Below are 25,609 nucleotides of genomic sequence, written 5' to 3'. Positions count from 1 at the left end.
CTGCGCCGTGCGACGGCGCATCCGCCCGGACGAGGGCCCAACTCCTGACCGTGGGCTCAACTCCCGCCTGTGCAGCCGATGTCGAAGCCGAAGCTGATGTCACAGTCGAAGCCCATGTCGAAGCCGCAGCCGATGTCGAAGCCGCAGCCGATGTCGAAGCCGATGTCGAAGCCGCAGCTGATGTCGAAACGGGTGTCGACGTCGAGGTGTTCATGTGCGGTCGTTCCGCCCGAGCCGGCGGTCTGCTCACCCTCCTGCACAGCCCTCCACCTTGGCCCTCCATTCCATCCGGCATCCCAGGAAGGCCGCGTTTGTGCAGTTCAGAGCTGGTGCGAGCGTTCCAGCATCCCGAAACCCCCGAAGGGAATGGCGGATGGAACGCCGTGTGGCACAGGCTTGGGTCATCCAAGCAGGGCGCCGCGCCGGACCTGGCGATCGTCCTCGCTCAACTCCGTGCTCATGGCCCGCGCTTCCGGCGCGCCCACGTACACCGCACGCAGTACGACCAGACAAGACCGACCGGCACAGCCCACAACCAGAAGATCATCTTCCGGATATTCCGAGAAAGCAGCCCACTCATGCGTATCGCCACTCGTTTCGTCTCCCGCGCCGCCGCCTCCTCCATGGTCGCCGCCGCCGCCCTCGCGCTCGTCGGCCTCCAGGCCACCGCGCAGACCGCCTCCGCCGCCACCAACAAGGCCCCCTCGATCGTCACCTGCACCGCCGCGAACACCAAGCTGACCGTCACCAAGGTGTCCCGCCCGATCAACCACCTGCTGCTCAAGGCCACCAACACCGGCACCAAGCCCTGCTACGCCTACATCGCCCCCTTCCTGAGGGCCGGCGCCGACGCCCAGGCCCCGGTGGCGTGGGCCGAGGACACCACGCCGCAGGCCGTGGTGACGCTCAAGCACGGCCAGTCCGCGTACGCGGGCATCACGACGTCCACCCCCGAAGGCGAGGGCGGCGGCAAGGAGAAGACCCTCGGCGTGATCTTCACCGACAGGAACGGCAACGCGACCAACAAGGAGAAGACCCTGAACCTGCCGAATGGCGGTGTCTTCTTCAACAGCACCGCCACCGTCACCTACTGGCAGGACAACGCCAACGACGCCCTCTTCTGGTAGCCGCCCCGGCGACGGCGACGGCGACAGCGACGGGGACGGGAACGGGGACGGGAACGGGGACGGCGACGCGACGGCGACGAGAAACTGCGGCTCCTCGCCGCACTCTGCCGCGCTCTCGGACACCGAGTCGGCCGGCACGGCACACGACAGGCCGGCCGACGTCCCGCCCCGGAGGGCACCCTGACGAACACACGCCGCGTCGTCGACCGCGGCACCGTCCGGGCGGGCCGAAAGCCGCTGCTTCCGACCAGGCGAACCACCCATCAGGCAGTACAACGGGGTGATCTGCTCGGCCCGCCGAATCAGACGGTCAGAACGATCTTGCCGAAGGTGGCGCGGGACTCCAGCAGAGTGTGCGCGGCGGCGGCTTCGGCCAGCGGGAAGGTGGCGTGCAGCACCGGCTCCAGGCGGCCTTCCCGCAGGTCGGCGAAGAGAAGTGCGAAGGTCTCGGCCGCGGTCTTCGACGGTGCGCTGGAGAGACTGAGGGCCGAGATGGTCCAGGACTGCTGGAAGTTCGCGAACAGTGCCATGCCGAAGTCGGGGGTGGGGGCACCCGCGACGACACCACTGATCACGTACCTGCCGTTCGGGCGGAGCAGGGGGACGAAGCCGGCCACGTCGGAACCGGCGACGATGTCGATGACGGCGTGATAGCGGCCGTCCGGGCCCGGGTCGACCGCGTCCGTGCCCACGACTTCCGCGGCCCCCAGGTCGTACAGCCGCCGCGCGATGGACCGGTCGGGAACGGAGGCGACCACCGTCGCACCCAGAGCGGCCGCGAACTGGGTGGTGAGCACGCCGATCCCGCCACCGGCGCCTCGAACGAGCACCCGCTCGCCCGCCTTGACGCCGGCCCTTTCCACACTTGCCGCGGCGACCAGCGAATTCACCCCGAGCGCCACCGCGTCATGGAACGAGACGTCCTCCGGTATTTCCACGAGGGATGCGACGGGCACCACGGCGCGGTCGCTGTAGCCGCCGCCCTCTCCGGTCATCGCGAAGACCCGGCGTCCCACCCACCCGGCGTCGTCCTCGGAACCGACCTCGACCACCGTGCCCGCCACCTCCAGACCGGGTACGGTGCCGGTGCCGACGTCGGGCTTGGCACCCTGCCGCAGCAGAACGTCGAAGAAGCCGACCCCGGCCGCTGCCACCGCCACCACGGCATGGCCCGGCCCGGCGGTCGGGTCCGGCCGGTCGACCAGCTTGAGGTTCTCCGGACCGCCGAATTCGGTGATCTCCACTGCACGCATGTTGTCTCCTCGTAGCGCTCTGCCGCGTGTGAAAGGGAAAGTCGCCGCCGAACAACGAGGCTCGGACGTCCTCGGTGGCCTCGACGCCGCGGCACCAGAGCACGCTAACCCGCTAAGCGGATGACCTCTTCCATTTGTGGTTAAGTGAGAGACATGCCTGCTCAGTCGTCTCGAAACCCGTCCTCGTCCGCCTCCGAGCCCCCCGTACGGGAACAGCGGGCCGACGCCCGGCACAACCGCGCCCGGCTCCTCCAGGCCGCCCGCGAGGCGTACACCCTCAACGGCACCGACGTACCCTCCAGCACCATCGCCCGCCGGGCCGGCGTCGGCGCCGCCACCCTCTACCGGCACTTCCCGACCCGGGGCTCGCTGATCGCCGCGGCGTTCTCCGAGCAGTTCGCCGAGTGCGTCGCAGCCTTGGACGAGGCCCTACGGGACGACGATCCCTGGCGCGGTCTCTGCTCCGTCCTCGCCAAGGTGTGCAGGATGCAGGCCGAGGACCGCGGGTTCAGCGCCGCGTTCCTCGACGAGTCTCCCGACGATCCCGACCTCCATCGCGAACGCGCCCGCGCCGAGGCAGGACTCGCCCAACTGGTAGAACGGGCGAAGAACACCGGGCACTTGCGCAAGGACTTCGATCCCAGCGACGTCACCCTCCTGCTCCTGGCGAACAGCGGCGTCGTGGGGCAGTCCCCGGAGGTGTCCCTGGCCGCCTCTCGCCGCCTGCTCGCCTTCTTCCTCCAGTCCTGCCGGACCACGGACGGCGCGCCGTCCCTGCCCCCGCCCGCACCGCTCCGCCTCGACGACGTCTACGGGCCGCCACGCCGAACCGACTGACCGGCGACTCCCGCCTGAACAGGCGCTGTGCACGGTGGCACCGCGGTCATCGCTGAGCGCGCGTCCGACTACGTCTCGGAGAAGACGTGGAAAATGCTCGTGAAGCGCCACCGCCGGAGAGGCTGTGATGACCTCGCCCAGTTGGCGCGCAGCATCCTCAAAGGCAAGGATCGATTACATGAGGCCGTTGGCCGCGCAGCAGGCGGCCTCTTCGGCTTGCTCGGGCGACCCAGGATCGAGCGGATCTTCGCGCAAGAACTGGCCCGGAGGATCCCGCTGCCGGTGGATGCGAAACTCTCGGCGGCCGCACGGGGCTTGCAGATCGCGGGCATCTACATTTGCGTCGCCGGCAACAACGACCTAGTCGACTGCGCCTGCCTGCGAGACGTACTCAAGGTCGAGGGCAAGGAACGTCTACAGCGACTGGTGCAGGGCGCGATGGAGGACTGGCAAGGGCTTCCTCGCCACATGCGCGCGCCGGCGTAACCGAGCAATGAGAGTCCGGCTGCGGGGAGGAGCGTGATCCCTGGAGCTGACTCTTAGCTTGGGAAGCGATGGCACTTGACTGGCCGTGTGGCCTCTGACCTGCGTGGACCTATCCTGTCGGAGCTGTTGTGAGGTCCCGTTCGCACCGCTGTTGACCGTGGGTGTCCGCCCTTGTGGGCATGCCGTGGGCACGGAGCCGTCGGTGGGAGTGGTGCGAGGCGTACGCGGTCCTTGCCGGAGTGCGGTCGGTGGTTCGGCAGTGCCCACCCCATGAACCGGTTGCGCTCGCATTCGCGGAGTGCGGGGCCCGGCCGCGCCGCAACCGGTTGCCGCCGGGCATCCTCACGGTGGCAACCGGGTGGAGCGGGCCGTACCGATCTCGTGCGGCTCGCGGCTCCTTGCCGAACCGGCAGACCCCGGGAGCAGGTTTGCGTGTCCGGACCGCTCACAGACCGAGTGCCGGGTCCTCGGCTTTCCAACCGGCAAAAGGCACATGAATCGCCGTGATCCCGGAAATCGTCACCAGCCGAGCGTGTCTTCGTCGGCTCGCGCGTCCCTGGGCGGCCCGATCGGGGGCGCGTCGTGGCAGGTGAAGCCGAGCCGGGTCAGCGCGCGGCGCATCTCGCCGGGCGTGAAGTCCCGGCGGTTCTGCCTGGTGATCACTTCCCCGACCTGCATCACGGGGTAGAGCCGGCCGACGATGGTCACGGACACACCGGTGACGGGTTCCGGGGTGATGCCGTCCATCGACCGTTCGACCTCGCTCTTGGCCAGGTCGAAGGGGAAACGGGCGATGACACAGCGCATGGATGCCTCCGCGGGGATGGGTGAGAACACCGGGGAACGACTCTGGAGAGGCCGGACGCGCGACGGCGGCCGGACGGCGGTCATGGGGTGAGCGCGAGAACGCCCAAGGCGTAGCCGTGGTCGTCGACCACGGGGGAGACGTTCAGTATCCGTATCCGCATGGCGGCTTCCGCGTCGCCGAGTGCGGCGGTCGACGCGGTGAACGGTCCGCGGTCGAGCGGGATGTCCCGCAACCGGGCCCGGTCGCTGAACCACGAGCCGCCGCGGTGCGCGGCGAGTTGGGCCCGGGTGACCAGTCCCGCGCAACGCCCGTCCTCGTCCTGGAGGAGCAGGTGCGGGACCCGGGCACCGATGAGCACGGACAGGGCCACGTCGACCGCCATGTGGTCGTCGACCTGCGGCCCGGGGGCGTACAGCATGGCGTCGCGGGCGGTCAGACCGGTGCCGTCGGCCTTGCCGGACCGGTGTGCTCGGGGCGGAGTCGGCGTCATCGGCGGAGTCGGCGTCAAGGGCTTCTCCTCTTCGTCGGGGCGGGCGGGAGGGCGACATCTCGGCGTGGCTGCTGGGAGCGGGGGCGCGTTCCCCGTGCCTGGTCTATGTGGTGGGTCCGGGGGTGGAGCGCCGCGCTCGGGCTGCGGCCCGGCCGTTCCCGCCCCGTCCGGCGGCCCGGCCCCGGCGGTCACGGCCGGCGGATCCCTTGCCCTCGCGATGTCCGGCTGCTGCCACGGGACGAGCCTGCCGAGCGCGTGTCGCTTCGGTCTGCCGGGCGGCGACCGGGACTGCCGCCGGTGCGACGGGTGCGGTTCATGAAGGAACCTTCCTCGATGCGGCGTATCGAGGAATTCCGTCCGACGGCGGGCGGCCGTACGAGGAATCACAAGAATGGGCCGAAGAAAATTCGGAAAGCCGAGCTTCTCGGTGCCGAATCCGGGGCTGCATCAGCTCGGATATTCCGAAGGTGCCGGAAATCGAGTAAGGGAATGTCCGGGTTCCCGGGTAACGCATTGGCCGGGGCCCGCACCCCAAGTGTGCGGGCCCCGGCCATTTGATGCGCGAGCCACTGGCTCGCGACGATGCGCGTCAGTCTCAGGCAGCGACGATGTTCTCGGCCTGCGGGCCCTTCTGGCCCTGCGTGACGTCGAAGCTGACCTTCTGGCCTTCCCGAAGCTCGCGGTAGCCGCCGTTGCTGATGATGTTCGAGTAGTGGGCGAACACGTCAGCGCCGCCGCCGTCCTGCTCGATGAAGCCGAAGCCCTTTTCCGCGTTGAACCACTTCACGGTGCCAGATGCCATATTGAATCTCCCTCGGGGGGCAGTACCGGACCCTGCACTTTGCGGGGTCGAGTCGCCGCGATGATCACCCCTCCGGAAAGATCCGGAAAGCTATGCAAAGAAAAAATCTCTGGCAACCAAAACTGCAACAGCTACCACACTAACACAGCCCGCGAGGAACCGGCCATACACTTTCGTGTACGCCCGGTGATTCTCATCCCGCTGGAGTCGGAATTTCTGCACCGGCGGAACTAGATATTCGTGCCGCTCTCGTCCAGCTTCCGGCGTATTTCGCGGTTCAGGCGGAGGGCGTCGTCCAACTGGTCCTCAAGCGAGATGATGCGGCACGCGGCCTCGATGGGGGTGCCCTGGCCGACCAGCTCGCGAGCGCGGGCGGCGACGAGCAACTGGCGGCGTGAGTACCTGCGGTGACCGCCTTCCGAGCGCAGGGGCGTGATCAGCCCGGCCTCGCCGACGGCCCTCAGGAAGGCGGGGGTGGTGCCGAGCACATCAGCGGCCCGGCCCATGGAGTAGGCGGGGTAGTCGTCATCGTCGAGCTTGCCGACGACAGGGCCGTTCTCGGCGGGCATGACACCTTCGTTCACGGAGCGCTACGGAGGACCTAGGTGTGCGTGGCACCCGTGCTCCGAAGGAATCAGCACCATCTGCGTCGTGTCACAACCCTATCTCCGGCGCGCACGGACATGTGGCCGCGCCGTGACAGATTTCCTCCGGGTGCACCCCGATGTCCGTCCCGCCGGCCCTCCTCACCACGGCCCGGCGAGCCGCCACACATCGTCACCGGCCGTCGATGATGGCCCGATTCGGGCCCGGTTGGCCGTCGCCTCGGCCCATCGTCCCTCCCAGGCGTCCTGTGCGTTCGCGTGGGCGGGGAAGCGGCCGAGCATGTCGGTGCGGCGGAAGACCAGGCCGGTCGTGTGGTTGTCGTAGACGATGCGGATCCAGCCGCCCCGGACGCGGCAGTCGCACCACGCCTCGCAGAGCGGGGGCAGAATGCTGTAGTCGGCGAAGGTGATGTCGCTCAGGTCCACGACGATCAGCAGCCGTCCGGGCCGGGCCGTGCGGATCTCGGCCAGGGCGCTGACCCGTGGTGCGACGGTCTGCGCGTCCAGTTCACCGTACGCGCGGACGATGCGGCACTCCTCGAAGAACGAGAACTTCGGCCACGCGCCGGGCGACCGCAGGGGTCGTCGCGACGATGCGCACCTCGGGGTGGCTCTCGGAGGGCAAGGCGTCGTCATCCATTCGGACTTCCTGGCGGGCGACGGGGGCAGAACGCGCAGGCATCGCTGCCCGATACGCCGGCTGAAGGGAGAGGTTCGCACCGCTGTCGACCGTGGTTGACCAGTGTCAAGGGCACGCTATGGGCACGCCGTCGACTCAAAGGCGCGGGGGAGCCTCTCTGGGCGGCTGGCGAGAAGGCGACCCATGAGAGCAAGAGCTCACCGGAAGGGCGCCATTGCGGGAGCGCGTAGCGACGCGGCAGCGTAGGCAGGGAGGCCCAGTCGGGGATTCCGACTCAGGGGATCCAGACGGTGAAGAGACGTCTCAGGTAGGCATGTCGACGGTCAGTCCGGCCGCCTGGGCGGCGTCGGCCAGGCGTTTGTCGTAGGTGACGAACGAGGTGAGCTGGGAGCGGATGCGGAGAGCCGTTGCCAGGTGGATGGCGTCCAGACTCCGTACGGCCATCGGTTTCACTGTCTGGGCCAAGATGCGAATGCTCGCATCCAGCTCCACCAACTCGATCAGGTCGAGAACCGGGTGGAGCCGGGCGACGGCTTCCGGGGCACAGCGCGCCAGGGCCCGTGATGACTCGATCTCCAGCAGAACCGAACTCGTCCATCCGGTCTCCGCCCGTTCGTCGAGCCAGTCCCGCAGTGCCTGCGACTCGGACTCGGCGTGGACGAGTTTCACGACGGCGGCCGAGTCGAGATAGATCATCAGCGCTCGTCCTCGCGGCTGCGGGCGATCTCCGCGGCGATGTCGATGCCGTCCGGTTCGCCGAGCGGCATACGCAGGACGGCGCGACGCATCGCGGCAGCCCGCTCTTTGCGCAGGGCGGCTTCGAGCACCGCTTGGCGGATGGCCGCTGAGCGTGAGCTGCCGTCACGGGTGAGGACATCCAGGGCGTGCTCGGTCTCCGAGTCGCTGCGGATCGTGATGGTGTCAGCCACGCGGTCAACGTAAGACGACATGTCTTACGTGTCAAGCCGGCCTGCCGCCGGCCTGCCGGCTCCTCCCGCGAGCGCACTGCTGTTCGCTGCATCGTCGCTGGTGGGAACAGCGGTCACCGCAAAGGAAACGCACCCAGTGGTGGACACGCCACGCTATTTGACACGCTCGACGCGGAAATCGGCCATCGCAGCGGCGGCCGGGGCCCTGCTGCACCTGCTGGACGTGTGGCTAATTCGCTGCGGTACCGGGGGCGTCTGAGTCGTCGTGCGGAGCGGCTTCAGTGATTCCGTCGTTGAACACGATCGTGAGCGGGGTGCCGCCTTCTCGGCTCGCCTTGTACAGGTCATCGGCGATTCGGCTGTACAACCTGCTGGCCAGGGCCCAGCTGCCGTCGAAGTCCTTCCGACGGTCGATATCCGTCGTGCGGAGAGTGATCAGCATGCCGATGAGGGAGCGGCCGGAGAGGGTGACGCGGACCAGGCCGTCAGTCTGGTCGGTGACGGTGGGGGTGATGCCGAAATGCTCGTGTCCGGTGGCCCGTTGGGTGATGAAGTCCCAGGCATCGCGGTGGCAGACGACGTTCACGCGGGCGATGCCTGCCGCCTGGAGGAGCAGGGCCCGATGGCTGGTGCGTTCGTCGTGTTCCGGGTCAGGGAGCTTCTGGTCGTCGATCGGAGGCTGGGTGTCCGTGTCAGATTCGGCTTCTTCCGCACCCGTGGCGTGGTCTTCCTCCAGCGACCCGCTGGTGGGCTGCGTGGCAGGTACCGACCCGGCGGCGTCTGCTTGAAGGACACCGGGTGTCGTAGCTGCGCTCAGGGGCGCGGGCGGCGTCTTGGGCAGGGATTCCGCGATGGGCTGCTCAGGAGCGGGTGCAGGGGCGGCGGGGGCGCTCCGGATCAGGTCTGCGAGGTCCTCGACAGTCCTGCGTAGCGCATTGACCTCACGTTTCAACGCCGCGACTTCCCCTGCCGTCTGGGAGGCTTGGGAGGCGGCGGCGCTGGCCCGATCGCGGGTTTCGCCGTGGTCCTGGCGGATGAGCGATAAGGCATCCGACACCTGCTGGCCCAGCTGCTGATGGCTGGAGTCCAGTCTGCCTCCGAGCGCATCCACCGATTTGTTGATGGCGTTCTTGGTGTCCACGAGTACGGTGATGATCTCGTTTCCGCGTGCCACTGTCTCTGTCCCCATGTCCGCAGTCGGGAGACTCCGGCGAGCAATCACACCGGAGAGCCTGTCGTTTCAGAAGTGGCTGCCTCCGGTACGCTCTACACCCTTTTGGACCGCAGTGGCCGGAGATCATCTAATTCCGACGCGGAACGGGCTCTTGACCACAGTGGCCCGAATGGTGTCGCGCGCTCCAAGCAATCCAGCACCCACTCGCTTCCCGCACCGCACCGGGCCCCTACCTGCTGACCGCAGGCACCATGTGTTCAGGTCGGTGGCAGTTCTCGGTAGCGCGCAGATCGTGCCGTAGGGACCGGTCCGGCAACCTGACTCGGCCGCACGGCTGCTCGTTGGCCCGCACCACAAGCAGAAGCGCACCGGCAGCCAGCCGAGCCCTTATGGTGCGCGGACCGCCCACCGGTCTAGACAACAAACAACCCCCGGGTCACTGACCTAGGGGTTCGTGTTGGAGCGGGTGACGAGAATCGAACTCGCGCTCTCAGCTTGGGAAGCTGCGGGCATCTGAGGGCGGTTCGGCTCTTGACCTGGGCGATTGACCGAGGGGTGGCCTCGTGGGGCTCGGCGGGTTTCATCGTGGTTCCCCGCTGTTCCCCGCTCGATTTGGTGCGGTTGTGGTGCGCGGGGCGAGCGGATCACGGTCGAGGGGTGCCACGTTCGCAGGCTGGATTGTCAGTGGCCATAGCTAGGGTTTTTCACGCGCGGTCGGCTTCCGAGGTGTCCAGCTCTGTAGAGCAGCTGCATCCCCGGTTCTGTCTGGGGGCGGCCCGGGGCAACCCGGGACCTAACCGACGGTCGGGCTTCGTCGATGGCCAAGAGTGAGACCTGTCAGCGCCGGCCGCGCACCAATCAGTACTGTACGTCGACCGCAGGCGCACGCTTTCCAACTGTGGTGGTAGCGGTGATGGGTGTGGCCGGGGCCGTTCACCTGGGTTCACGGGCGGTCGGCTTCGGGGGCGGCCCTCCGTTGCGGCCCCGCCTGAACCACCGTGAACGGCGCTGAATGAGACGGAAACTGAGACGGTCGGCAGAGCTGGGCCCGCTAGCATCCCCCGTGTCGAGGAGGAGCCATGGCACTGGGCCGCAAGGGCGCACGGCGCACAGTCGTCGACGGCACGGCCTACCGCTGGCGGCTGCGACGCAGGCCGACTTACTTCCAGGGCCTGGCCTGGTCACCGTGCACGTTCGCGGTCGAGCACGCGGACACCCCAGGGACAACACTCGTGGTCACCACCAATCAGCCGCATCCGAGTAACTGGTTCGGTCGCGAGGCCAAATCTGTACTGCCATTGGACGTGGCCCAAGCCATCGAGCTTGCCCTCGGGGAGGGGGGACCCCAACGGCTTCAGGTTCCCCGTTCCGCCTTGACCGATCTGCCGGCTTCACGCCCTCACTCTGAGCGGAGCCGCAGATGGTGCGCTCAAGGGGCCTGACGAGCACCTGATGCAGCACGTTGAGAGGCTCCGCGGCGAGTTGCGCGTTGCCTTCGATCCTCTGATGCGCTGCATTCGCCTTGCCATCCTGGAGGGGCCAACGCATGTGGCTGAGGCCGCGGAGACACTCAGCAAGTCGGTGATCACAGCCAACAGGGCGCTACACCCCCTAGAGCAGTCAGACGAGGGTTCATGGGCCGCGTACGAGTTAGCGGAGGCCGAGTTCCACCGTCGGCTAGAGAAGTTCACTGCTTCGGCCCGCGAGGCACTGTCGAGCATCCACTAGCCTCGTCGAGCGCGCGGCGCTAGCTGAACTCCCCGCTCCGTTGCAGACAGGACCGACTGGGGCGATGAGTAACCCTGGCCGTTTTCAAGGCTCTGACCGCAGTTCCGTGAACGATCTCGGTGCTACGGGAGGCTGCCACCGATTCGGCCTCACCTTGCGACCGCACCGACGAAGTGTCACATCGCCTACCTGGGCGTCAGCTCGGTGACTCACTCTTCACGTTGTGCGGTGCAGGCGGCTTGATGCTTTGTCTTCCGGAGCGGCAGCACGGGGGCGCCGGTTACCGATGAGGCCGTTGCCTTCGGCAGGATGAGCACCATGACCGAGATCCGTACACCCCGCCTCCTCCTCCGTCGCTGGCATGACGACGACCTCGCGCCGATGGCGGACATCAACGCGGACCCGCGGGTCACGCGCTGGATTGACGACGGCTCAGTGCGTGATCTGGAGCACACGGTGGAGGCCATCGAGCAGTGGGAGGAGGAGTGGGAGGAGGAAGGCTTCGGACTCTTTGCCGTCGAGCTGCTGGCCTCGGGGGAGCTGGCCGGCTTCACGGGTCTTTCGGTGCCCGAGTTCCTGCCGGAGGTACTGCCCGCCGTGGCGATCAGCTGGCGGCTCGGCTCACAGTTCTGGGGTCAGGGATACGCATCCGAAGCCGCCCATGCCACACTGGAGTTTGCGCTCCAGGACCGCGGCCTCGACCGTGTCATCAGCATTAACCGAGTGGGCGACGACGCCTCCGAGAACGTCATCCGCAAACTCGGCATGGTGCCGGAGCGAGAGACAGCCCACCCGATGTACGGCTATCCGCTGCGCGTTCACACCATCGATCTCACCGAGTTCCAGGCGTGAACCAGCAGAGCCGTCGATCGTCACAAGACAGCCGGTCACTGTCTGTACTTCCCCGACCGCCTTGATTGCCACGGGGTGGAACACCCAGGCAAGAGACGTTGCTTTCACGTCGCTGACCCGTGCTTTCACGAATCTGCGGACAGAGCCGTTTTCAAAGATCCTCATTAATGCGCCACAGGGGCGCGTCATACTGCTCCGGACTCCGTGCCGATGGCTCGGCGCTGGTTCCGGAAGTTCATCGCTCCGTATGAGCCGGCCTGCTCGGTCGACGACTGCGCGCTGATGATCTCCGAACTGGTGACGAACGCGATCCTCTACGGGCGGTCGGACGAATCGTGGGTCGTGCGGGTGGAGTGGTTCCGCGAGGGGACCTCGCTCCGCGTGGAGGTGCACAACCCCGGGTTTCCGGCGAGTGTGCGGTTACGCCGTCCGGATGCCAGTGACGCGCATGGGCGGGGCCTGCTCCTGGTCGACGCCATCGCCGACTCTTGGCACTCCGGCCCGAGCCGCCTCGGCGGTACGGTCGTGTCCTTCGTGATGGCCGATGCATGGCGGTCCTGGGGGAGATCTGACCCCCGTCTATTGCGGCGATCGCACAGCCGCTGGTCTGGTTGACCAGTTGACTTGGCCAATCTCGACGGGTGGCGGCGTTCATGGCGTATGAAGTGGAGCCACCGAAGTACGTACGCCTGGCCCAGACGCTCCAGGGCCGCATCGAGGACGGCACGTATCCGCCCGGCACCCGTGTCCCCAGTGAAAACCAGCTGGTGCAGTCCTTCGGGATGTCCCGCCCGACCGTCGTACGCGCTCTTGAGCTGCTGAAGCGGGACGGCTGGGTGGAGTCCCGGCAGGGATACGGCACGATCGTGCGTGGGCACCCGGCCGTGGTCGAGCAGAAGGACCGCCGGGGTCGTGAGGCGCTGGAGCGCGACGAGTCGCAGACCCCGGGGCGCCTCGTTGAGGTCGGTCAGGTCCCGGTTCCCGCTCGCGTCGCCTCCGCGCTCGGGCTGCCCAAGCGGGCCAAAGTCCACGTACGCCGGTACCTCATTGAAGAGGACGGCGAAGCGGTCGAACTGGTCTCGTCGTACTTTCCCGCCGGCCTGGTCGACGGCACCGACCTGGACAGTCCGGAGTCCCTGAGCGGCAGTGCGCGCCAGCACCTGGAGACCCGGAAGAAGATCCGCTACGACCATGTGACGGAACGGGTCTCGGCCCGGCTGCCGCAGAGCGATGAAGCCGAGTTGCTGGGCATGCCGGCGGGTACGCCCGTCCTGAGCGTCCTGGTCATCGCGTACGACGCCGCCGGGCAGGCGCTGCAAGTCTCCGACGTGCTGCTACCTGCCGATCGACAGGAACTCGAAGACACCTACCGCTTGAACTGAGCCCGGTCCAGGATCGGAGGTCGAGTGGGATACGTCTTCCTGAGTACCGCCGCCGCCGTGCTCCTGGGTATCTGGGTCCGGAGTCGAGTCCCGGGCCGCTGCCGGTCCCAGCGGGGCCTGCGGGACAGTGAACGCCCGGCTCCCATCGCCCTGTTCGTGGATGAGGCGGCCGCATCCATCCTCGTCGCCACGCAAATGGAGAAGGCGGTGCGCGGGCTGCCCACTGGTCTAGACAACAAACAACCCCCGGGTCTCTGACCTGGGGGTTTCGCTTGGAGCGGGTGACGAGAATCGAACTCGCGCTCTCAGCTTGGGAAGCTGATGTTCTACCATTAAACTACACCCGCGTAAGACGCCGACCGGAGTCGTCCGATTCGGTGTCCGAACGTTCGCTCACTCTACCTCATCGCAGGCCCCCGGCGCTGATGCCGTGGGCCTGAGTGCGTTTCAGGGGTGGGATCCGGGTGCGGGTGGCCGGAGTTGGGGCGTACGGTGTGGGCCTGGGAGAGGGGCCGGGTGGGGCCGGAGTGCCGCCTGGAGTGTCGTCTCTTTGATCCCGTAATGTGGCTTTTGTCGTCAGGGCAGTTGGCCGGACGCAGCTCTTGGGGAAGGGACTCTTGGACTTGATGGAACGCACCGTCGTCCGCTGTGCCGATGGGCACGTGTTCAGTACCGCTACGTTCCCGATGCAGCAGGCCGAGCGGCTCGGCCCCGGCCGGCTCGTCCGGTGTCCACGGTGCGCCCGGCTGCGCAGCGCCGTGCCGGTCGCGCTCGTCGAGAAGCAGTAGGGAAGAAGTAGGGAAGCAAGAGGGAAGCAGTTCAGCAGGGATGTGGTGGGGGAGCGGTAGGGAAGTGGTGGGCGCGGGGCAGTCAGGGCGGCCGCTGGGTCGGGGTGTGAGTGCGGGTGTGGGGGCGTGAGTCGGTGTAGGGGGAGTGAGAGGGCGTAGCGCCTCGGGGTGAGCCGGGACGGTGGCGGTGGTGGTCGCCAGGTTCCGCCGGGCCTTCCCGGTCGTCTCGTCGGCGCGCGGAGTCGTCGCGATTGTCGCGGCTCCGCGCGCCGTGCGTATCCTCGGGACGTGCTTCTCTCAGACAAGGACATCCGGGCCGAGATCGACGCCGGGCGGGTGCGGATCGATCCCTACGACGAATCCATGGTGCAGCCGTCGAGCATCGACGTGCGGCTGGACCGCTTCTTCCGGGTGTTCGAGAATCACCGGTACCCGCACATCGATCCCTCCGTCGAGCAGGCCGATCTGACGCGGCTCGTCGAGCCGGACGGCGACGAGCCGTTCATCCTGCATCCCGGGGAGTTCGTCCTCGCCAGCACGTACGAGGTCATCAGCCTGCCCGACGACCTCGCCTCGCGCCTGGAGGGCAAGAGTTCCCTTGGGCGGCTCGGGCTCGTCACGCACTCCACCGCCGGGTTCATCGACCCCGGGTTCTCCGGGCACGTCACGCTGGAGCTGTCCAACCTCGCCACCCTGCCGATCAAGCTCTGGCCGGGCATGAAGATCGGGCAGCTGTGCATGTTCCGGCTCACCTCGCCGGCCGAGTTCCCGTACGGCAGCGAGCGGTACGGATCCCGGTACCAGGGGCAGCGCGGGCCCACCCCCTCCCGCTCCTACCTCAACTTCCACCGGACGCAGGTGTGAGCGGCGTGAGCGGCGTGCATGACATACGCGAGAACCTGACCTACGAGCAGTTCGGCGTCGCCGTGCGCGAGCTGGCGCAGAGCATCGCCGACGACGGGTACGAGCCGGACATCGTGCTGTCCATCGCGCGCGGCGGCGTCTTCGTCGCGGGCGGGCTGGCCTACGCCCTCGACTGCAAGAACCTCCACCTGGTGAACGTGGAGTTCTACACCGGCGTGGGCACCACCCTGGACATGCCCGTGATGCTCGCGCCCGTTCCCAAGCTGATCGACTTCTCCGAGAAGAAGGTGCTGATCACCGACGACGTCGCCGACACCGGCAAGACGCTCAAGCTGGTGCGCGATTTCTGTCTGGACACGGTCGCCGAGGTGCGATCGGCCGTGATCTACGAGAAGCCGCAGTCCCTCGTGAAGTGCGAGTACGTCTGGAAGCGCACGGACGCGTGGATCAACTTCCCCTGGAGCGTGCTCCCTCCGGTCGTTCGGCCGGGGCAGGCGCCCAAGGAGAACACCGAAGCGATCTGAGGATCGGGGGCCGAGTCGGCCGGTGGGGGTGTGTGGGGTGTGTGGGGTGTGGCGGGGCGGGCCCCTGGACGTCGCCGCCGGTGAGGTCGCGCGGGGGCGGTCAGGGGCCCGTGTGGCCCGTGTCGGGTGCGGTGGGCCTCCGGGTCAGAAGGTGCCCAGCTTCACGATCGACAGCAGTGCGATCAGCTGGATCGCCGACGCGCCCAGCGCTCGCGGCCACGGCAGGTCGTGGGAGCGGCTGACCATCCGGGTCAGCAGGACGCCGCCGGCGATCCAGGTCACCCAGCCCAGGATCTGGACGAAGCCCGCGTCGCCGCCGAAGAACATGGCGACGACCAGGCGGGGCGCGTCCGTGATGGACATGATCAGCATGGACAGGCCCACGGTGGGCTGCCAGGCGCCGTCACCGCCGAGCTGACGGGCCAGGGTGTGTGTGACCACGCCCAGGATGAAGGCGGCGAGCACCATCGCGACGGCGGTCGTCAGGACGATCGGGACGGCGTTGGAGAGTGTCGCGTTGATCGCGTCCTGGCGGGCCCCGTCGAAGCCGAAGACGGCGAGGAGGCCGTAGAGGAAGGTCACGACGAGGGCCGCGCCCCACATCGTGTAGTCCCGCATCCGCAGGAAGGTCTGGTCGGGTGCCACGACGATGCCGCGCAGCAGGTCCTTCCAGTGCAGGCGCGGGCCGATCGGACCGGCCGGGGCAGCCGCCGCGCCCGCCTGGTAGGTCCCGCTCTGCTGGTAGGGGTCCTCGCCGATCGAGAACGCCTGGGTGTGGCCCGGGTTGTCGGCCGCGTACGGGTCGTGCGCGCCGTGCTGCGGGTAGCCGCCGCCGTCGCCGAAGTACTCCGGTTCGCCGTGGCCGCCAGGGCCGCCGTAGCCGCCGTTCGTCTGCGGCCACTGGCCGCCGCCCGGACCGCCGCCGTGCTGCGGGTGCTGCGGCCGGCCGGGGTACGGCTGCGGTGGCGCCGGCGGATAGCCGTACGACGGTCCCTGGGGCGCGGGCCGTCCCTGGGGTGCCGGGCGTCCCTGCGGCGCCTGCTGCCCGTACGGAGGTTGTTGCGGTCGCGCTTGCGGGGCGCGGTCGTTACGGCCGCCGCGTCCGATCCTGAATCCAGCCACGTCATCGAACGTACCCGGTCTCGGAGAGTCACGGGCCGGGCCCGGCCTTTTGGGACCGCCTTTGCGGCCGACCTGTGACATCCCCTAAGGGGCCGGGAGGCCGAGAAGGCGGCCGTCCCTTAGGGGTGGGGGCCGGGTGGCGGTGGTGTGCCCCGCCACACGGTGAGGGTGTCACCCTCCCGCATGTAGTCAAGAGCAGCGAGCAGCCCGGCACGGTCGGCGTTCTTGCCGGACGCAGCGGACCGCTGGTTGGCAGACACCCGGACCTCCTACGACACGGTCGCGTTCAGCTATGCCGACCCACTACGCGAGGCTCTGGCCGGGGCGCCGTATCTTCAGGCGGCTCTGGCGCTGTTCGCCGACTTGGTGCACGCCGCTGGCGGTGGGCCCGTGGCGGCCGTGGGCTGCGGACCTGGACACGTCACCGCTCACCTGCACGAACTGGGTGTGGACGCTTTCGGTATCGACCTTTCATCCGTGATGATCGACGTGGCTCGGCGTGACCACCCCCGCCTTGACACCGTCGACACCAGTGCGCTGCTCACCGAAGCGGGAGCACGGGCGCTCCTGCACCAGGAAGCCGCGTCTCTGCGCCAAGCTGCAGCCGCCATCACCACTCCCCCGGCTCCGGGGGCGTAGTGCCAGCGCAGCCCGGCGACCACGTCCGCCAGCCAGTCCCCACTCCCTTGCGGATCAGCGGAAGATCCCGCCACTCCCCGCCGGGCGTCGCCCAACTTGCCCCGTCCACACGAACGGCAGTGGGTCACGAGCCTTGTCGGCATGCTGGGCGGCAGTCTCCAACGCGTCACGGGCGACCACGTCGCCTACGGCCCGCCGCCGGAGGGATTCCGGCAACGGGCCGTAGGCGGCGCTCAGGCGCCTAGCCCTAGCTGATTGGAGCCTCTGCCCAGTGCACAGTCACCCGATCCTCCGTGTTCGTGTTCCGGCCACGGCCGATGGACTTGGCAATGGTGATGCGGTCGACGAAGAACGCCAAGAAGCTACGCCGGTCCGCCAGGCCCCAACTGCCCCACGTCGACTCCGGCGCCAGCGGGTCTCCCTCCGGATCCGTCCACTCTGAGGGGATCGCGACCGTGCTCCGGCCTCGGCGGTCCCCAGTTCTTCCACGCGTCCGGCCGTTCGCGCCTCGTGCGCTGTCAACCGCTCCACGGACTCACGGAACATCTGGTCACCCACGGCACCCGCGTACAAGCCTGCCTGCCGGTCGACATACAGCGTGCGGAGCGCTTCGCGTACGTGCTCCAACTCGGCACGGGCGGCTGCTGGTTCGGCCTGTCGCTCACCCGTGTCCGCTTGCGCTGCAAACCGGCGTGCGGCCTCGGCAAGCCATTCGAGATCTTCGGGGTCTTCGGGGTCTTCGGGGTCCAGCACTGTCAGCCGGGACCACACGGTACGGGCCACCACGTCGTCAGCGGCGTCCATGTTGATGGCCAGACCACCGTGTCCCGGCACGGCGCCGGACTGGGCTCGGTTGCACCGATAGAGTTGCTTGCCCTCCCTCCGGTCGGTCACCATGGAAGATCCGCAGACACCGCAGAAGAGCATCCCGGCGCCACCCAGCAGAGACGGCACCGAGCGCCCACCCTGGCGGACCACCTGGAGAGCACGGCCGTCGAGTACGTCTTGAAGGCATCACCAGTCATCCGGCGGAATGATCGGCTCATGTGCAGCCAGCGGGGCCCCTGAGTCGTTGCGCAGGATGACGCGCTTGGTCCCCTGGCGTGCGGCGGCGTAGCCGGCAAGGCGCGGGTCACGGAGGATGCGGAGCACCGTGGACGACACCCACGTCGTACGCTCCAGCGGCCGGCTGATGCCTCGGGCCCGACGGGCGGTCACACGCGCCGACATGTCCGCTGCTTTGGTCGGTACGCCCTCGGCGTTCAGCTTGCGAGCCATGGCCGATGCGGTCATGCCGCCCAGCGCCCAGGACACCATGTCGCGCACGTACGGGGCCTCAGCGGGATCGGGGACCAGCCTGACCACCACCCGGCCGGACGACCTTGGGGTCCCAGCCGGATTTACCGACGTCGGCGAAGTGGCCCGCGTTGTCCCAGCCTCTGGCCGTGATCAGCGCCTCGCACTTGATCCGCTGTGCTTCGGGGGACGACGCGGAGTCGTCCTCACGCTTCCTTGACTGTCGGATGTAGGACACTGCGCGCACATGGTCCAGATTAGGCGTCCAGTCGGGCCCCCGTTTGACGAGAGGTGTCATGTGCCTAGCGTAGTAAAAATCAACGTACTGACCGTGCCGGTCGAGCAGCGCGAAACGCTGGAGCAGCGGTTCGCCCACCGGGCGCACGCCGTGGAGAACTCCGACGGGTTCGAGTGGTTCGAACTCCTCCGCCCGGTGGCGGGCACCGACACCTATCTCGTCTACACGCGCTGGCGGGACGAGGAGTCGTTCCAGGCGTGGATGGAGGGCCCGATGAAGGCCGCCCACCAGGGCGCCGGCGAGGGCGGGGAGCGCCCGAAGCCCGCGGCCACCGACTCCACGCTGTGGTCCTTCGAGGTGGTCCAGCACACGGGGGCGAAGAAGGGGGAGTAGGGGGAGCAGGGGAGTAGGGCCGCGCGCGCCGAGGGGGTGGTTCGGCAGCGGGGCGGGGCGGGCACCTGTCCGTGCCGGGGGTGCGGCCACCTACCTCGGGCCGGGGGGTGCGGCCACCTACCTCGGGCCGGGGGGCGCCTGCCCGGGGCCGGGGCGGGTGATGGTCGCGTATCCGGGTCCGGACATTGCCGTGCCTCCGGGTCCGGACATGGCCGCGCCCCCGTGTCCGTGCGGGCACAGGGGCGTCGGCCGTACCGGTTGTCTCATCTCACCGGAGTTCTGCCGGTCACTTCACCGGTACTTCATCGATGCTCCGCCGGTCACTTCACCGGCTCCGGCTCCGGCTCGCTCTCCGGCTCCGCCGTGCCCGCCGGGTCGACCGGGGTCTTGACGGAGTCGAGCAGCAACTGGGCCACGTCCACGACCTGGATGGATTCCTTGGCCGTGCCGTCGTTCTTCTTGCCGTTGACCGAGTCGGTGAGCATGACCAGGCAGAAGGGGCAGGCCGTCGACACGATGTCGGGGTTCAGGGAGAGGGCCTCGTCGACGCGCTCGTTGTTGATGCGCTTGCCGATCCGCTCCTCCATCCACATCCGGGCGCCGCCCGCGCCGCAGCAGAAGCCGCGCTCCTTGTGGCGGTGCATCTCCTCGTTGCGCAGGCCCGGGACCTTGCCGATGATCTCGCGCGGGGGCGTGTAGATCTTGTTGTGGCGGCCCAGGTAGCACGGGTCGTGGTAGGTGATGATGCCCTCGACCGGGGTGACCGGGATCAGCTTGCCCTCGTCCACCAGGTGCTGGAGCAGCTGGGTGTGGTGGACGACCTCGTAGTCGCCGCCGAGTTGCGGGTACTCGTTGCCGATGGTGTTGAGGCAGTGCGGGCAGGTGGCGACGATCCTCTTCGCGGACTTCGGCTTCCGCGATTCGGGCGTGGCCTTGCCGTCGTCGTCCAGTTCCTCGCCGAACGCCATGTTCAGCGCCATGACGTTGTCCATGCCCAGCTCCTGGAAGAGGGGCTCGTTGCCGAGGCGGCGCGCGGAGTCACCGGTGCACTTCTCGTCGCCGCCCATGATCGCGAACTTGACGCCCGCGATGTGCAGGAGTTCCGCGAACGCCTTGGTGGTCTTCTTGGCGCGGTCCTCCAGGGCGCCGGCGCAGCCGACCCAGTACAGGTACTCGACCTCGGTGAGGTCCTCGATGTCCTGGCCGACGACCGGGATCTCGAAGTCGACCTCCTTGGTCCACTCCAGGCGCTGCTTCTTGTTCAGGCCCCAGGGGTTGCCCTTCTTCTCCAGGTTCTTGAGCATCGTGCCCGCCTCGGACGGGAACGCGGACTCGATCATCACCTGGTAGCGCCGCATGTCGACGATGTGGTCGACGTGCTCGATGTCGACGGGGCACTGCTCGACGCAGGCGCCGCAGGTGGTGCAGGACCACAGGACGTCCGGGTCGATGACCCCGCTCTCGTCGGCGGTGCCGATCAGCGGGCGTTCGGCCTCGGCGAGCGCGGCGGCGGGGACGTCCTTCAGTGCCTCGGCGGACGCCTTCTCCTCGCCCTCCGCCGTCTTGCCGCCACCGGCCAGCAGATAGGGCGCCTTGGCGTGCGCGTGGTCCCGGAGGGACATGATCAGGAGTTTGGGGGAGAGCGGCTTGCCGGTGTTCCAGGCGGGGCACTGGCTCTGGCAGCGGCCGCACTCGGTGCAGGTGGAGAAGTCCAGCAGGCCCTTCCAGGAGAACTGCTCGATCTGCGAGACACCGAAGACGTCGTCGTCGCCGGGGTCGGTGAAGTCGATCGGCTTGCCGCCGGAGGTCATCGGCTGGAGGGCGCCGAGGGCGGTGCCGCCGTCGCTCTCGCGCTTGAACCAGATGTTGGGGAAGGCGAGGAAGCGGTGCCAGGCGATGCCCATGTCCGTCTTGAGGGCGACGGTGATCATCCAGATGAAGGACGTCGCGATCTTGATCAGCGCGACCAGGTAGACCAGGTTCTGCAAGGTGCTCAGGCCGAGGCCCTTGAAGGCCGTGACCAGCGGGTACGAGATCACGTACGACGCCTCGTAGCCGTCGACGTGGTGCAGGGCGCCCTCCAGGCCGCGCAGCGTCAGGATCGCCAGGCCGATGATGAGGATGACGGCCTCGACGAAGTACGCCTGGCCGAAGCTGGAGCCCGCGAAGCGGGACTTGCGGCCCGGACGGTCCGGCCGGGACAGCTGGCGGATGACGATCAGTGTGAGGATGCCCAGCGTGGTGAGCAGTCCGATGAGTTCGGTGAAGACCTCGTAGGGCGGCCAGTCGCCGATGACGGGGATGGACCAGTCGGCCTGGAACAGCTGACCGAAGGCGTTGACCAGGGTGAGGACCAGGGTGAAGAAGCCCACCGCCACGAACCAGTGCGCGACGCCGACGATGCCCCAGCGGTTCATGCGGGTGTGGCCGAGGAACTCCTTGACCACGGTGAGGGTGCGCTGCTGGGGGTCATTGGTGCGGGTGCCGGCGGGAACGTCCTGTCCGAGTCGGACGAAGCGGTAGATCTGGCCGATGGCTCGGGCGAACAGCGCCACGCCGACCACGGCCAGGACCAGCGACACGATGATCGCGGCGAGTTGCATGGGGGCTCCTGAGGCGGCCTCGTAATTACTAAGCGGTAACTTATGCAGTCGGTTTGAGGTTACCCCTAATCTTGCGTCGCACTGTAGCGGGGTGCGGGGTGATCTGAATCGCTCAGCGGCACGTGGGCGGGCGGTCGGGGCGGGGCCGTGAAGCGTTCCCGCCGTCGCCCCTCGGTGCCGCCGGTCCGCGGAGTTCGTTCCGTCCGTCAGGTGATCAAATCGTACGAGTCAATCGTGTTATTCGTGTTATTCATACAGAATTGCTCACTTCGCTCCTAGTTTGGGAGCCGTGCTCTACGGGATCCTCGCGGCCACCGCCGCACTCCTGCTCGCCGCCCTGCTCGCGGCGCTGCTCCGCGTGCCCGCACTGCGGGCCGGGTTCGTCGACCGCCGCAGCCGACGGCCCGTGCCGCTGTTCGGCGGCGCGGCCGTCGTCCTCGTCACCTGTCTGGTCGCCTGCGCGGGACAGTGGACCCGGGTCGCGCCGCTCGGTGACGGGGTGGGCGGGCTGCTCCTCGCCGCCGCCGGGGTCGCCCTGCTCGGGCTGGTCGCCGACGTGTGGCGGCTGCGCGCCCGGGTGCTGGTGGCGGGTACGGCGGTGGCGGCGGCCGGTGTCGTGCCGTACGAGGACACCGGGGTGGCCGCCGGGGCGCTGGCCGTGGCGTGGATCGTGTTCGTCACGCTCGGCTTCCGGGCCCTCGACCACGCCGACGGGCTCGCGGGCACCGTGGGGGTGCTGACCGCCTTCGGGGTGGGGGTCTGTGCCGCCGCCGAGATGATGGACGGGCTGGCCGTACTGCTCAGTGTGCTCGCCGCCGCGCTCACCGGCTTCCTCATGCACAACTGGCATCCCGCGCGGATCGGGCTCGGCGCCTGCGGCTCCCTGTTCACCGGGTTCCTGCTGGCCGCGGCGGGCGTGTTCACCCGGGCCGGGTACGGCGTCGGGTCCAGCGCCGAGGTGCTGTTCGCGCTGACCGCCGTCGCCGGCCTGGATCTGGTGCTGGTCGCGGTGTCCCGGCTGGCGGCCCGGCGGTCGCTGCTGCGGGCGAGCCCCGACCATCTGGCGCACCGGCTGCGGCGGCTCGGACTCACCCCGCAGGGGGCCACCGTGCTGTCGGCCGTCGCGGCGTTCTCCGGGGTGTTCACCGGGGTGCTCGCGCACACCGGCTGGGCGGACGAGGAGAGCGTGCTGTGGGTGGCGGGCGGTGCCCTGCTCGTCATCCTTCTGCTGCTGCGTGTGCCGGTGTACGGCGCTCGTCGCGTTGCGTCGTCGCAGGTCAGCACTCAGTTGCGTGTAAGGAGCGGATAAGAGTTGAGCGTCACGGACTCAGGTCTGTTGACCCAGCGGTCGACCTCATGCACACTTGAGTCCGTTCCACTCAAGTCAGCTGGAGGAAATCACCATGGCACGTGCGGTCGGCATCGACCTGGGCACGACTAACTCCGTCGTCAGCGTTCTGGAGGGCGGCGAGCCCACCGTCATCACCAACGCAGAGGGCGCCAGGACCACGCCGTCCGTCGTCGCCTTCGCCAAGAACGGCGAGGTGCTCGTCGGCGAGGTGGCCAAGCGCCAGGCGGTCACCAACGTGGACCGGACCATCCGCTCCGTGAAGCGCCACATGGGCACCGACTGGAAGATCCAGCTGGACGGGAAGGACTTCAACCCGCAGCAGATCTCCGCCTTCATCCTGCAGAAGCTGAAGCGGGACGCCGAGGCTTACCTGGGCGAGAAGGTCACCGACGCGGTCATCACCGTCCCGGCGTACTTCAACGACTCCGAGCGCCAGGCGACGAAGGAAGCCGGCGAGATCGCCGGTCTCAACGTCCTGCGCATCGTCAACGAGCCCACCGCGGCGGCCCTCGCCTACGGCCTCGACAAGGACGACCAGACCATCCTCGTCTTCGACCTCGGCGGCGGCACCTTCGACGTGTCCCTGCTGGAGATCGGCGACGGCGTCGTCGAGGTGAAGGCCACCAACGGCGACAACCACCTCGGCGGTGACGACTGGGACCAGCGCGTCGTCGACTACCTGGTCAAGCAGTTCCAGTCCGGTCACGGCGTGGACCTCGGCAAGGACAAGATGGCCCTCCAGCGCCTGCGTGAGGCCGCGGAGAAGGCCAAGATCGAGCTGTCCTCGTCCACCGAGACCTCGATCAACCTGCCCTACATCACCGCGTCCGCCGAGGGCCCGCTGCACCTGGACGAGAAGCTGACCCGCGCTCAGTTCCAGCAGCTGACCGCGGACCTGCTGGAGCGCTGCAAGACGCCGTTCCACAACGTCATCAAGGACGCCGGCATCCAGCTCGGCGAGATCGACCACGTCGTCCTCGTCGGCGGCTCCACCCGTATGCCCGCCGTCGCCGAACTGGTCAAGGAACTGACCGGCGGCAAGGAGGCCAACAAGGGTGTGAACCCGGACGAGGTCGTCGCCATCGGCGCCTCGCTCCAGGCCGGTGTCCTCAAGGGCGAGGTCAAGGACGTCCTGCTGCTCGACGTGACCCCGCTGTCCCTCGGTATCGAGACCAAGGGCGGCATCATGACCAAGCTGATCGAGCGCAACACCACGATCCCGACGAAGCGTTCGGAGATCTTCACCACGGCCGAGGACAACCAGCCGTCGGTGCAGATCCAGGTCTACCAGGGCGAGCGCGAGATCGCGGCGTACAACAAGAAGCTCGGCATGTTCGAGCTGACCGGTCTGCCGCCGGCGCCGCGCGGCGTCCCGCAGATCGAGGTCTCCTTCGACATCGACGCCAACGGCATCATGCACGTCACGGCGAAGGACCTCGGCACCGGCAAGGAGCAGAAGATGACCGTCACCGGCGGCTCCTCGCTGCCGAAGGACGAGGTCGACCGGATGCGCCAGGAGGCCGAGCAGTACGCGGAGGAGGACCACCGCCGCCGCGAGGCCGCCGAGACCCGCAACCAGGGCGAGCAGCTCGTCTACCAGACGGAGAAGTTCCTCAAGGACAACGAGGACAAGGTCCCCGGCGAGATCAAGACCGAGGTGGAGGAGTCCGTCGCCGAGCTGAAGGAGAAGCTCAAGGGCGAGGACATCACCGAGATCCGCACCGCCACCGAGAAGGTCGCGGCCGTCTCGCAGAAGCTGGGCCAGGCCATGTACGCCGACGCCCAGGCCGGGCAGGCCGCCGCCGGCGGCGCGTCCGGTGCCGGTGAGGCCAAGGCCGACGACGATGTCGTCGACGCGGAGATCGTCGACGACGAGCGCAAGGACGGTGCCGCGTGACGGAGGAGACCCCGGGCTTCGACGAGAAGCCCGACGTCCCCTCCGGCGCCACCCCCGAAGACGCCGAGCCGCAGGCCGCCGCCTCCTCCGCGGAGGAGGCGGCGGCCCCGGCCGGGGACGCAAGGCAGAACGCCGGTCTGGTCGCCCAGCTGGACCAGGTGCGGACCGCGCTCAACGAGCGCACCTTGGACCTCCAGCGACTGCAGGCCGAGTACCAGAACTACCGCCGCCGCGTCGAGCGCGACCGGGTCGCGGTCAAGGAGATCGCCATCGCGAACCTCCTGACCGAACTCCTGCCCGTGCTCGACGACATCGGCCGGGCCCGGGAACACGGCGAACTCGTCGGCGGTTTCAAGTCCGTCGCCGAATCGCTGGAGACCGTCGCCGCGAAGATGGGGTTGCAGCAGTTCGGCAAGGAGGGCGAGCCCTTCGACCCGACGATCCACGAGGCCCTGATGCATTCGTACGCGCCGGACGTCGAGGAGACGACGTGCGTGGCGATCCTGCAACCCGGGTACCGGTTCGGCGAGCGCACCATCCGCCCCGCGCGGGTGGCCGTGGCCGAACCGCAGCCCGGGGCGCAGTCGGCCAAGGCGGAGGGCGGCGAGGAGAACGCGGCGGGCGGCTCCGGTAAGCCCGGAAGTTCCGGTGGCTCCGGTGGCTCCGGTGGTTCTGGTGGTTCCGGTAGTTCCGGTAGTGCCGGCGGTTCCGCCGATGACAAGGAGAGCGGTGGCCCGGAAGAGGGCTGACGTAAGCACCGAGTGGAAGGAGGGACGTCGGG

30 protein-coding genes, 1 tRNA gene and 1 pseudogene are annotated in these 25,609 nt (G+C 68.4%); 15 read left to right on the top strand and 17 right to left on the bottom strand.

Features of this window, described 5'->3' with window-relative positions; all coding sequences use genetic code 11:
* Nucleotides 1-56: 56 nt before the first annotated feature.
* Entirely contained in the window at nucleotides 57-260 is a 204-nt protein-coding gene (locus tag ACFC09_RS08485; protein WP_376525021.1) for a hypothetical protein, read from the bottom strand.
* Nucleotides 261-578: 318 nt separating this feature from the next.
* Here ACFC09_RS08485 and ACFC09_RS08480 point away from each other — a divergent pair, with 318 nt between their 5' ends.
* Nucleotides 579-1,127, top strand: coding sequence for a DUF4232 domain-containing protein (locus ACFC09_RS08480; protein ID WP_376525020.1), 549 nt, complete (start codon nucleotides 579-581; stop codon nucleotides 1,125-1,127).
* Between the two features lie 302 nt (nucleotides 1,128-1,429).
* Here the strand turns inward: ACFC09_RS08480 and ACFC09_RS08475 are convergent, their stop codons facing one another.
* Complete coding sequence (locus ACFC09_RS08475) at nucleotides 1,430-2,380, bottom strand: zinc-binding alcohol dehydrogenase family protein (protein WP_376525019.1); 951 nt, start codon at nucleotides 2,378-2,380, stop codon at nucleotides 1,430-1,432.
* Nucleotides 2,381-2,533: 153 nt separating this feature from the next.
* Here ACFC09_RS08475 and ACFC09_RS08470 point away from each other — a divergent pair, with 153 nt between their 5' ends.
* On the top strand, nucleotides 2,534-3,217 hold the full coding sequence (locus tag ACFC09_RS08470; protein WP_376525018.1) for a TetR/AcrR family transcriptional regulator: 684 nt from the start codon (nucleotides 2,534-2,536) through the stop codon (nucleotides 3,215-3,217).
* Between the two features lie 27 nt (nucleotides 3,218-3,244).
* Complete coding sequence (locus ACFC09_RS08465; protein ID WP_376525017.1) at nucleotides 3,245-3,703, top strand: hypothetical protein; 459 nt, start codon at nucleotides 3,245-3,247, stop codon at nucleotides 3,701-3,703.
* 519 nt (nucleotides 3,704-4,222) lie between these two features.
* Here the strand turns inward: ACFC09_RS08465 and ACFC09_RS08460 are convergent.
* The 8 genes from ACFC09_RS08460 to ACFC09_RS08425 all read right to left on the bottom strand — a co-directional run bounded on the left by ACFC09_RS08460 (nucleotide 4,223) and on the right by ACFC09_RS08425 (nucleotide 9,118).
* Nucleotides 4,223-4,510 carry an SCO5918 family protein gene (locus tag ACFC09_RS08460; protein WP_376525015.1) on the bottom strand — a complete coding sequence of 96 codons (288 nt, stop codon included), beginning with the start codon at nucleotides 4,508-4,510 and terminating at the stop codon, nucleotides 4,223-4,225.
* A gap of 80 nt (nucleotides 4,511-4,590) precedes the next feature.
* The gene (locus ACFC09_RS08455) at nucleotides 4,591-5,001 is read right to left on the bottom strand and encodes a hypothetical protein (RefSeq protein WP_376525044.1); all 411 of its coding nucleotides are present in this window, start codon (nucleotides 4,999-5,001) and stop codon (nucleotides 4,591-4,593) included.
* Between the two features lie 595 nt (nucleotides 5,002-5,596).
* Entirely contained in the window at nucleotides 5,597-5,803 is a 207-nt protein-coding gene (locus tag ACFC09_RS08450; protein WP_376525014.1) for a cold-shock protein, read from the bottom strand.
* 230 nt (nucleotides 5,804-6,033) lie between these two features.
* Nucleotides 6,034-6,372, bottom strand: a complete 339-nt coding sequence (locus ACFC09_RS08445; RefSeq protein WP_376525012.1) for a MerR family transcriptional regulator — start codon at nucleotides 6,370-6,372, stop codon at nucleotides 6,034-6,036.
* 177 nt (nucleotides 6,373-6,549) lie between these two features.
* Nucleotides 6,550-7,044, bottom strand: a complete 495-nt coding sequence (locus ACFC09_RS08440; protein WP_376525010.1) for an STAS domain-containing protein — start codon at nucleotides 7,042-7,044, stop codon at nucleotides 6,550-6,552.
* Between the two features lie 307 nt (nucleotides 7,045-7,351).
* The gene (locus ACFC09_RS08435; protein WP_376525008.1) at nucleotides 7,352-7,744 is read right to left on the bottom strand and encodes a type II toxin-antitoxin system VapC family toxin; all 393 of its coding nucleotides are present in this window, start codon (nucleotides 7,742-7,744) and stop codon (nucleotides 7,352-7,354) included.
* Nucleotides 7,744-7,977 carry a hypothetical protein gene (locus tag ACFC09_RS08430; protein WP_376525006.1) on the bottom strand — a complete coding sequence of 78 codons (234 nt, stop codon included), beginning with the start codon at nucleotides 7,975-7,977 and terminating at the stop codon, nucleotides 7,744-7,746. Before ACFC09_RS08430 ends, ACFC09_RS08435 begins: the two co-directional genes overlap by 1 nt.
* A 229-nt stretch (nucleotides 7,978-8,206) precedes the next feature.
* The gene (locus ACFC09_RS08425) at nucleotides 8,207-9,118 is read right to left on the bottom strand and encodes a hypothetical protein (protein ID WP_376525005.1); all 912 of its coding nucleotides are present in this window, start codon (nucleotides 9,116-9,118) and stop codon (nucleotides 8,207-8,209) included.
* 1,112 nt (nucleotides 9,119-10,230) lie between these two features.
* Here ACFC09_RS08425 and ACFC09_RS08420 point away from each other — a divergent pair.
* The 4 genes and pseudogenes from ACFC09_RS08420 (at nucleotide 10,231) to ACFC09_RS08405 (ending at nucleotide 13,113) form a co-directional block, all read left to right on the top strand.
* Nucleotides 10,231-10,559, top strand: a pseudogene (locus ACFC09_RS08420) (hypothetical protein).
* A 638-nt stretch (nucleotides 10,560-11,197) separates the two neighbouring features.
* On the top strand, nucleotides 11,198-11,731 hold the full coding sequence (locus ACFC09_RS08415) for a GNAT family N-acetyltransferase (protein ID WP_376525003.1): 534 nt from the start codon (nucleotides 11,198-11,200) through the stop codon (nucleotides 11,729-11,731).
* Between the two features lie 204 nt (nucleotides 11,732-11,935).
* Entirely contained in the window at nucleotides 11,936-12,346 is a 411-nt protein-coding gene (locus ACFC09_RS08410) for an ATP-binding protein (RefSeq protein ID WP_376525001.1), read from the top strand.
* Nucleotides 12,347-12,384: 38 nt separating this feature from the next.
* Nucleotides 12,385-13,113, top strand: coding sequence for a GntR family transcriptional regulator (locus tag ACFC09_RS08405; protein ID WP_376525000.1), 729 nt, complete (start codon nucleotides 12,385-12,387; stop codon nucleotides 13,111-13,113).
* A 273-nt stretch (nucleotides 13,114-13,386) separates the two neighbouring features.
* On the opposite strand, the gene ACFC09_RS08400 is transcribed toward ACFC09_RS08405, so the two are convergent.
* Nucleotides 13,387-13,460: transfer RNA gene (locus tag ACFC09_RS08400), tRNA-Gly, on the bottom strand.
* A 315-nt stretch (nucleotides 13,461-13,775) separates the two neighbouring features.
* On the opposite strand from ACFC09_RS08400, the gene ACFC09_RS08395 reads away from it, so the two are divergent.
* The 3 genes from ACFC09_RS08395 (at nucleotide 13,776) to ACFC09_RS08385 (ending at nucleotide 15,289) form a co-directional block, all read left to right on the top strand.
* The gene (locus ACFC09_RS08395) at nucleotides 13,776-13,901 is read left to right on the top strand and encodes a hypothetical protein (RefSeq protein ID WP_376525048.1); all 126 of its coding nucleotides are present in this window, start codon (nucleotides 13,776-13,778) and stop codon (nucleotides 13,899-13,901) included.
* A 288-nt stretch (nucleotides 13,902-14,189) separates the two neighbouring features.
* Complete coding sequence (gene dcd / locus ACFC09_RS08390; RefSeq protein WP_376524999.1) at nucleotides 14,190-14,765, top strand: dCTP deaminase; 576 nt, start codon at nucleotides 14,190-14,192, stop codon at nucleotides 14,763-14,765.
* A 14-nt stretch (nucleotides 14,766-14,779) separates the two neighbouring features.
* Complete coding sequence (locus ACFC09_RS08385; RefSeq protein ID WP_376525043.1) at nucleotides 14,780-15,289, top strand: phosphoribosyltransferase; 510 nt, start codon at nucleotides 14,780-14,782, stop codon at nucleotides 15,287-15,289.
* A 144-nt stretch (nucleotides 15,290-15,433) separates the two neighbouring features.
* Here ACFC09_RS08385 and ACFC09_RS08380 read toward each other — a convergent pair whose 3' ends face one another.
* Together ACFC09_RS08380 and ACFC09_RS08375 are read right to left on the bottom strand one after the other, a co-directional pair.
* Nucleotides 15,434-16,492, bottom strand: a complete 1,059-nt coding sequence (locus ACFC09_RS08380) for a YIP1 family protein (RefSeq protein WP_376524997.1) — start codon at nucleotides 16,490-16,492, stop codon at nucleotides 15,434-15,436.
* A 38-nt stretch (nucleotides 16,493-16,530) separates the two neighbouring features.
* Nucleotides 16,531-16,671, bottom strand: a complete 141-nt coding sequence (locus ACFC09_RS08375; protein WP_376524995.1) for a hypothetical protein — start codon at nucleotides 16,669-16,671, stop codon at nucleotides 16,531-16,533.
* Between ACFC09_RS08375 and ACFC09_RS08370 the strand changes: the two genes are divergently transcribed.
* Complete coding sequence (locus ACFC09_RS08370) at nucleotides 16,661-17,050, top strand: methyltransferase domain-containing protein (protein ID WP_376524994.1); 390 nt, start codon at nucleotides 16,661-16,663, stop codon at nucleotides 17,048-17,050. The two genes, ACFC09_RS08375 and ACFC09_RS08370, sit on opposite strands and share 11 nt — an antisense overlap.
* Nucleotides 17,051-17,329: 279 nt before the next feature.
* Here ACFC09_RS08370 and ACFC09_RS08365 read toward each other — a convergent pair whose 3' ends face one another.
* The 3 genes from ACFC09_RS08365 to ACFC09_RS08355 form a co-directional block, all read right to left on the bottom strand.
* Entirely contained in the window at nucleotides 17,330-17,977 is a 648-nt protein-coding gene (locus tag ACFC09_RS08365) for a zinc ribbon domain-containing protein (RefSeq protein ID WP_376525041.1), read from the bottom strand.
* 87 nt (nucleotides 17,978-18,064) lie between these two features.
* Nucleotides 18,065-18,415: a recombinase family protein gene (locus ACFC09_RS08360; protein ID WP_376525040.1), complete on the bottom strand. Its 351-nt coding sequence runs from the start codon at nucleotides 18,413-18,415 to the stop codon at nucleotides 18,065-18,067.
* The gene (locus tag ACFC09_RS08355; RefSeq protein ID WP_376524993.1) at nucleotides 18,387-18,644 is read right to left on the bottom strand and encodes a recombinase family protein; all 258 of its coding nucleotides are present in this window, start codon (nucleotides 18,642-18,644) and stop codon (nucleotides 18,387-18,389) included. Before ACFC09_RS08355 ends, ACFC09_RS08360 begins: the two co-directional genes overlap by 29 nt.
* On the opposite strand from ACFC09_RS08355, the gene ACFC09_RS08350 reads away from it, so the two are divergent.
* On the top strand, nucleotides 18,645-18,977 hold the full coding sequence (locus ACFC09_RS08350; RefSeq protein WP_376524992.1) for an antibiotic biosynthesis monooxygenase family protein: 333 nt from the start codon (nucleotides 18,645-18,647) through the stop codon (nucleotides 18,975-18,977).
* 320 nt (nucleotides 18,978-19,297) lie between these two features.
* Here ACFC09_RS08350 and ACFC09_RS08345 read toward each other — a convergent pair whose 3' ends face one another.
* Nucleotides 19,298-21,580 (bottom strand): (Fe-S)-binding protein, encoded by a 2,283-nt coding sequence (locus ACFC09_RS08345; protein ID WP_376524990.1) that lies wholly within the window; start codon nucleotides 21,578-21,580, stop codon nucleotides 19,298-19,300.
* A gap of 289 nt (nucleotides 21,581-21,869) precedes the next feature.
* Between ACFC09_RS08345 and ACFC09_RS08340 the strand changes: the two genes are divergently transcribed.
* The 3 genes from ACFC09_RS08340 to grpE all read left to right on the top strand — a co-directional run bounded on the left by ACFC09_RS08340 (nucleotide 21,870) and on the right by grpE (nucleotide 25,577).
* Nucleotides 21,870-22,889 (top strand): MraY family glycosyltransferase, encoded by a 1,020-nt coding sequence (locus ACFC09_RS08340; protein ID WP_376524988.1) that lies wholly within the window; start codon nucleotides 21,870-21,872, stop codon nucleotides 22,887-22,889.
* Between the two features lie 94 nt (nucleotides 22,890-22,983).
* Nucleotides 22,984-24,828 (top strand): molecular chaperone DnaK, encoded by a 1,845-nt coding sequence (dnaK, locus tag ACFC09_RS08335; protein ID WP_376524986.1) that lies wholly within the window; start codon nucleotides 22,984-22,986, stop codon nucleotides 24,826-24,828.
* Complete coding sequence (gene grpE / locus ACFC09_RS08330) at nucleotides 24,825-25,577, top strand: nucleotide exchange factor GrpE (RefSeq protein WP_376524984.1); 753 nt, start codon at nucleotides 24,825-24,827, stop codon at nucleotides 25,575-25,577. Before dnaK ends, grpE begins: the two co-directional genes overlap by 4 nt.
* Nucleotides 25,578-25,609: the final 32 nt, after the last annotated feature.

It is taken from the genome of Streptomyces sp. NPDC056161 (genome assembly GCF_042268025.1).
Classification (GTDB): Bacteria; Actinomycetota; Actinomycetes; order Streptomycetales; family Streptomycetaceae; genus Streptomyces.
This window is presented reverse-complemented; position numbering and strand designations above follow the sequence as displayed.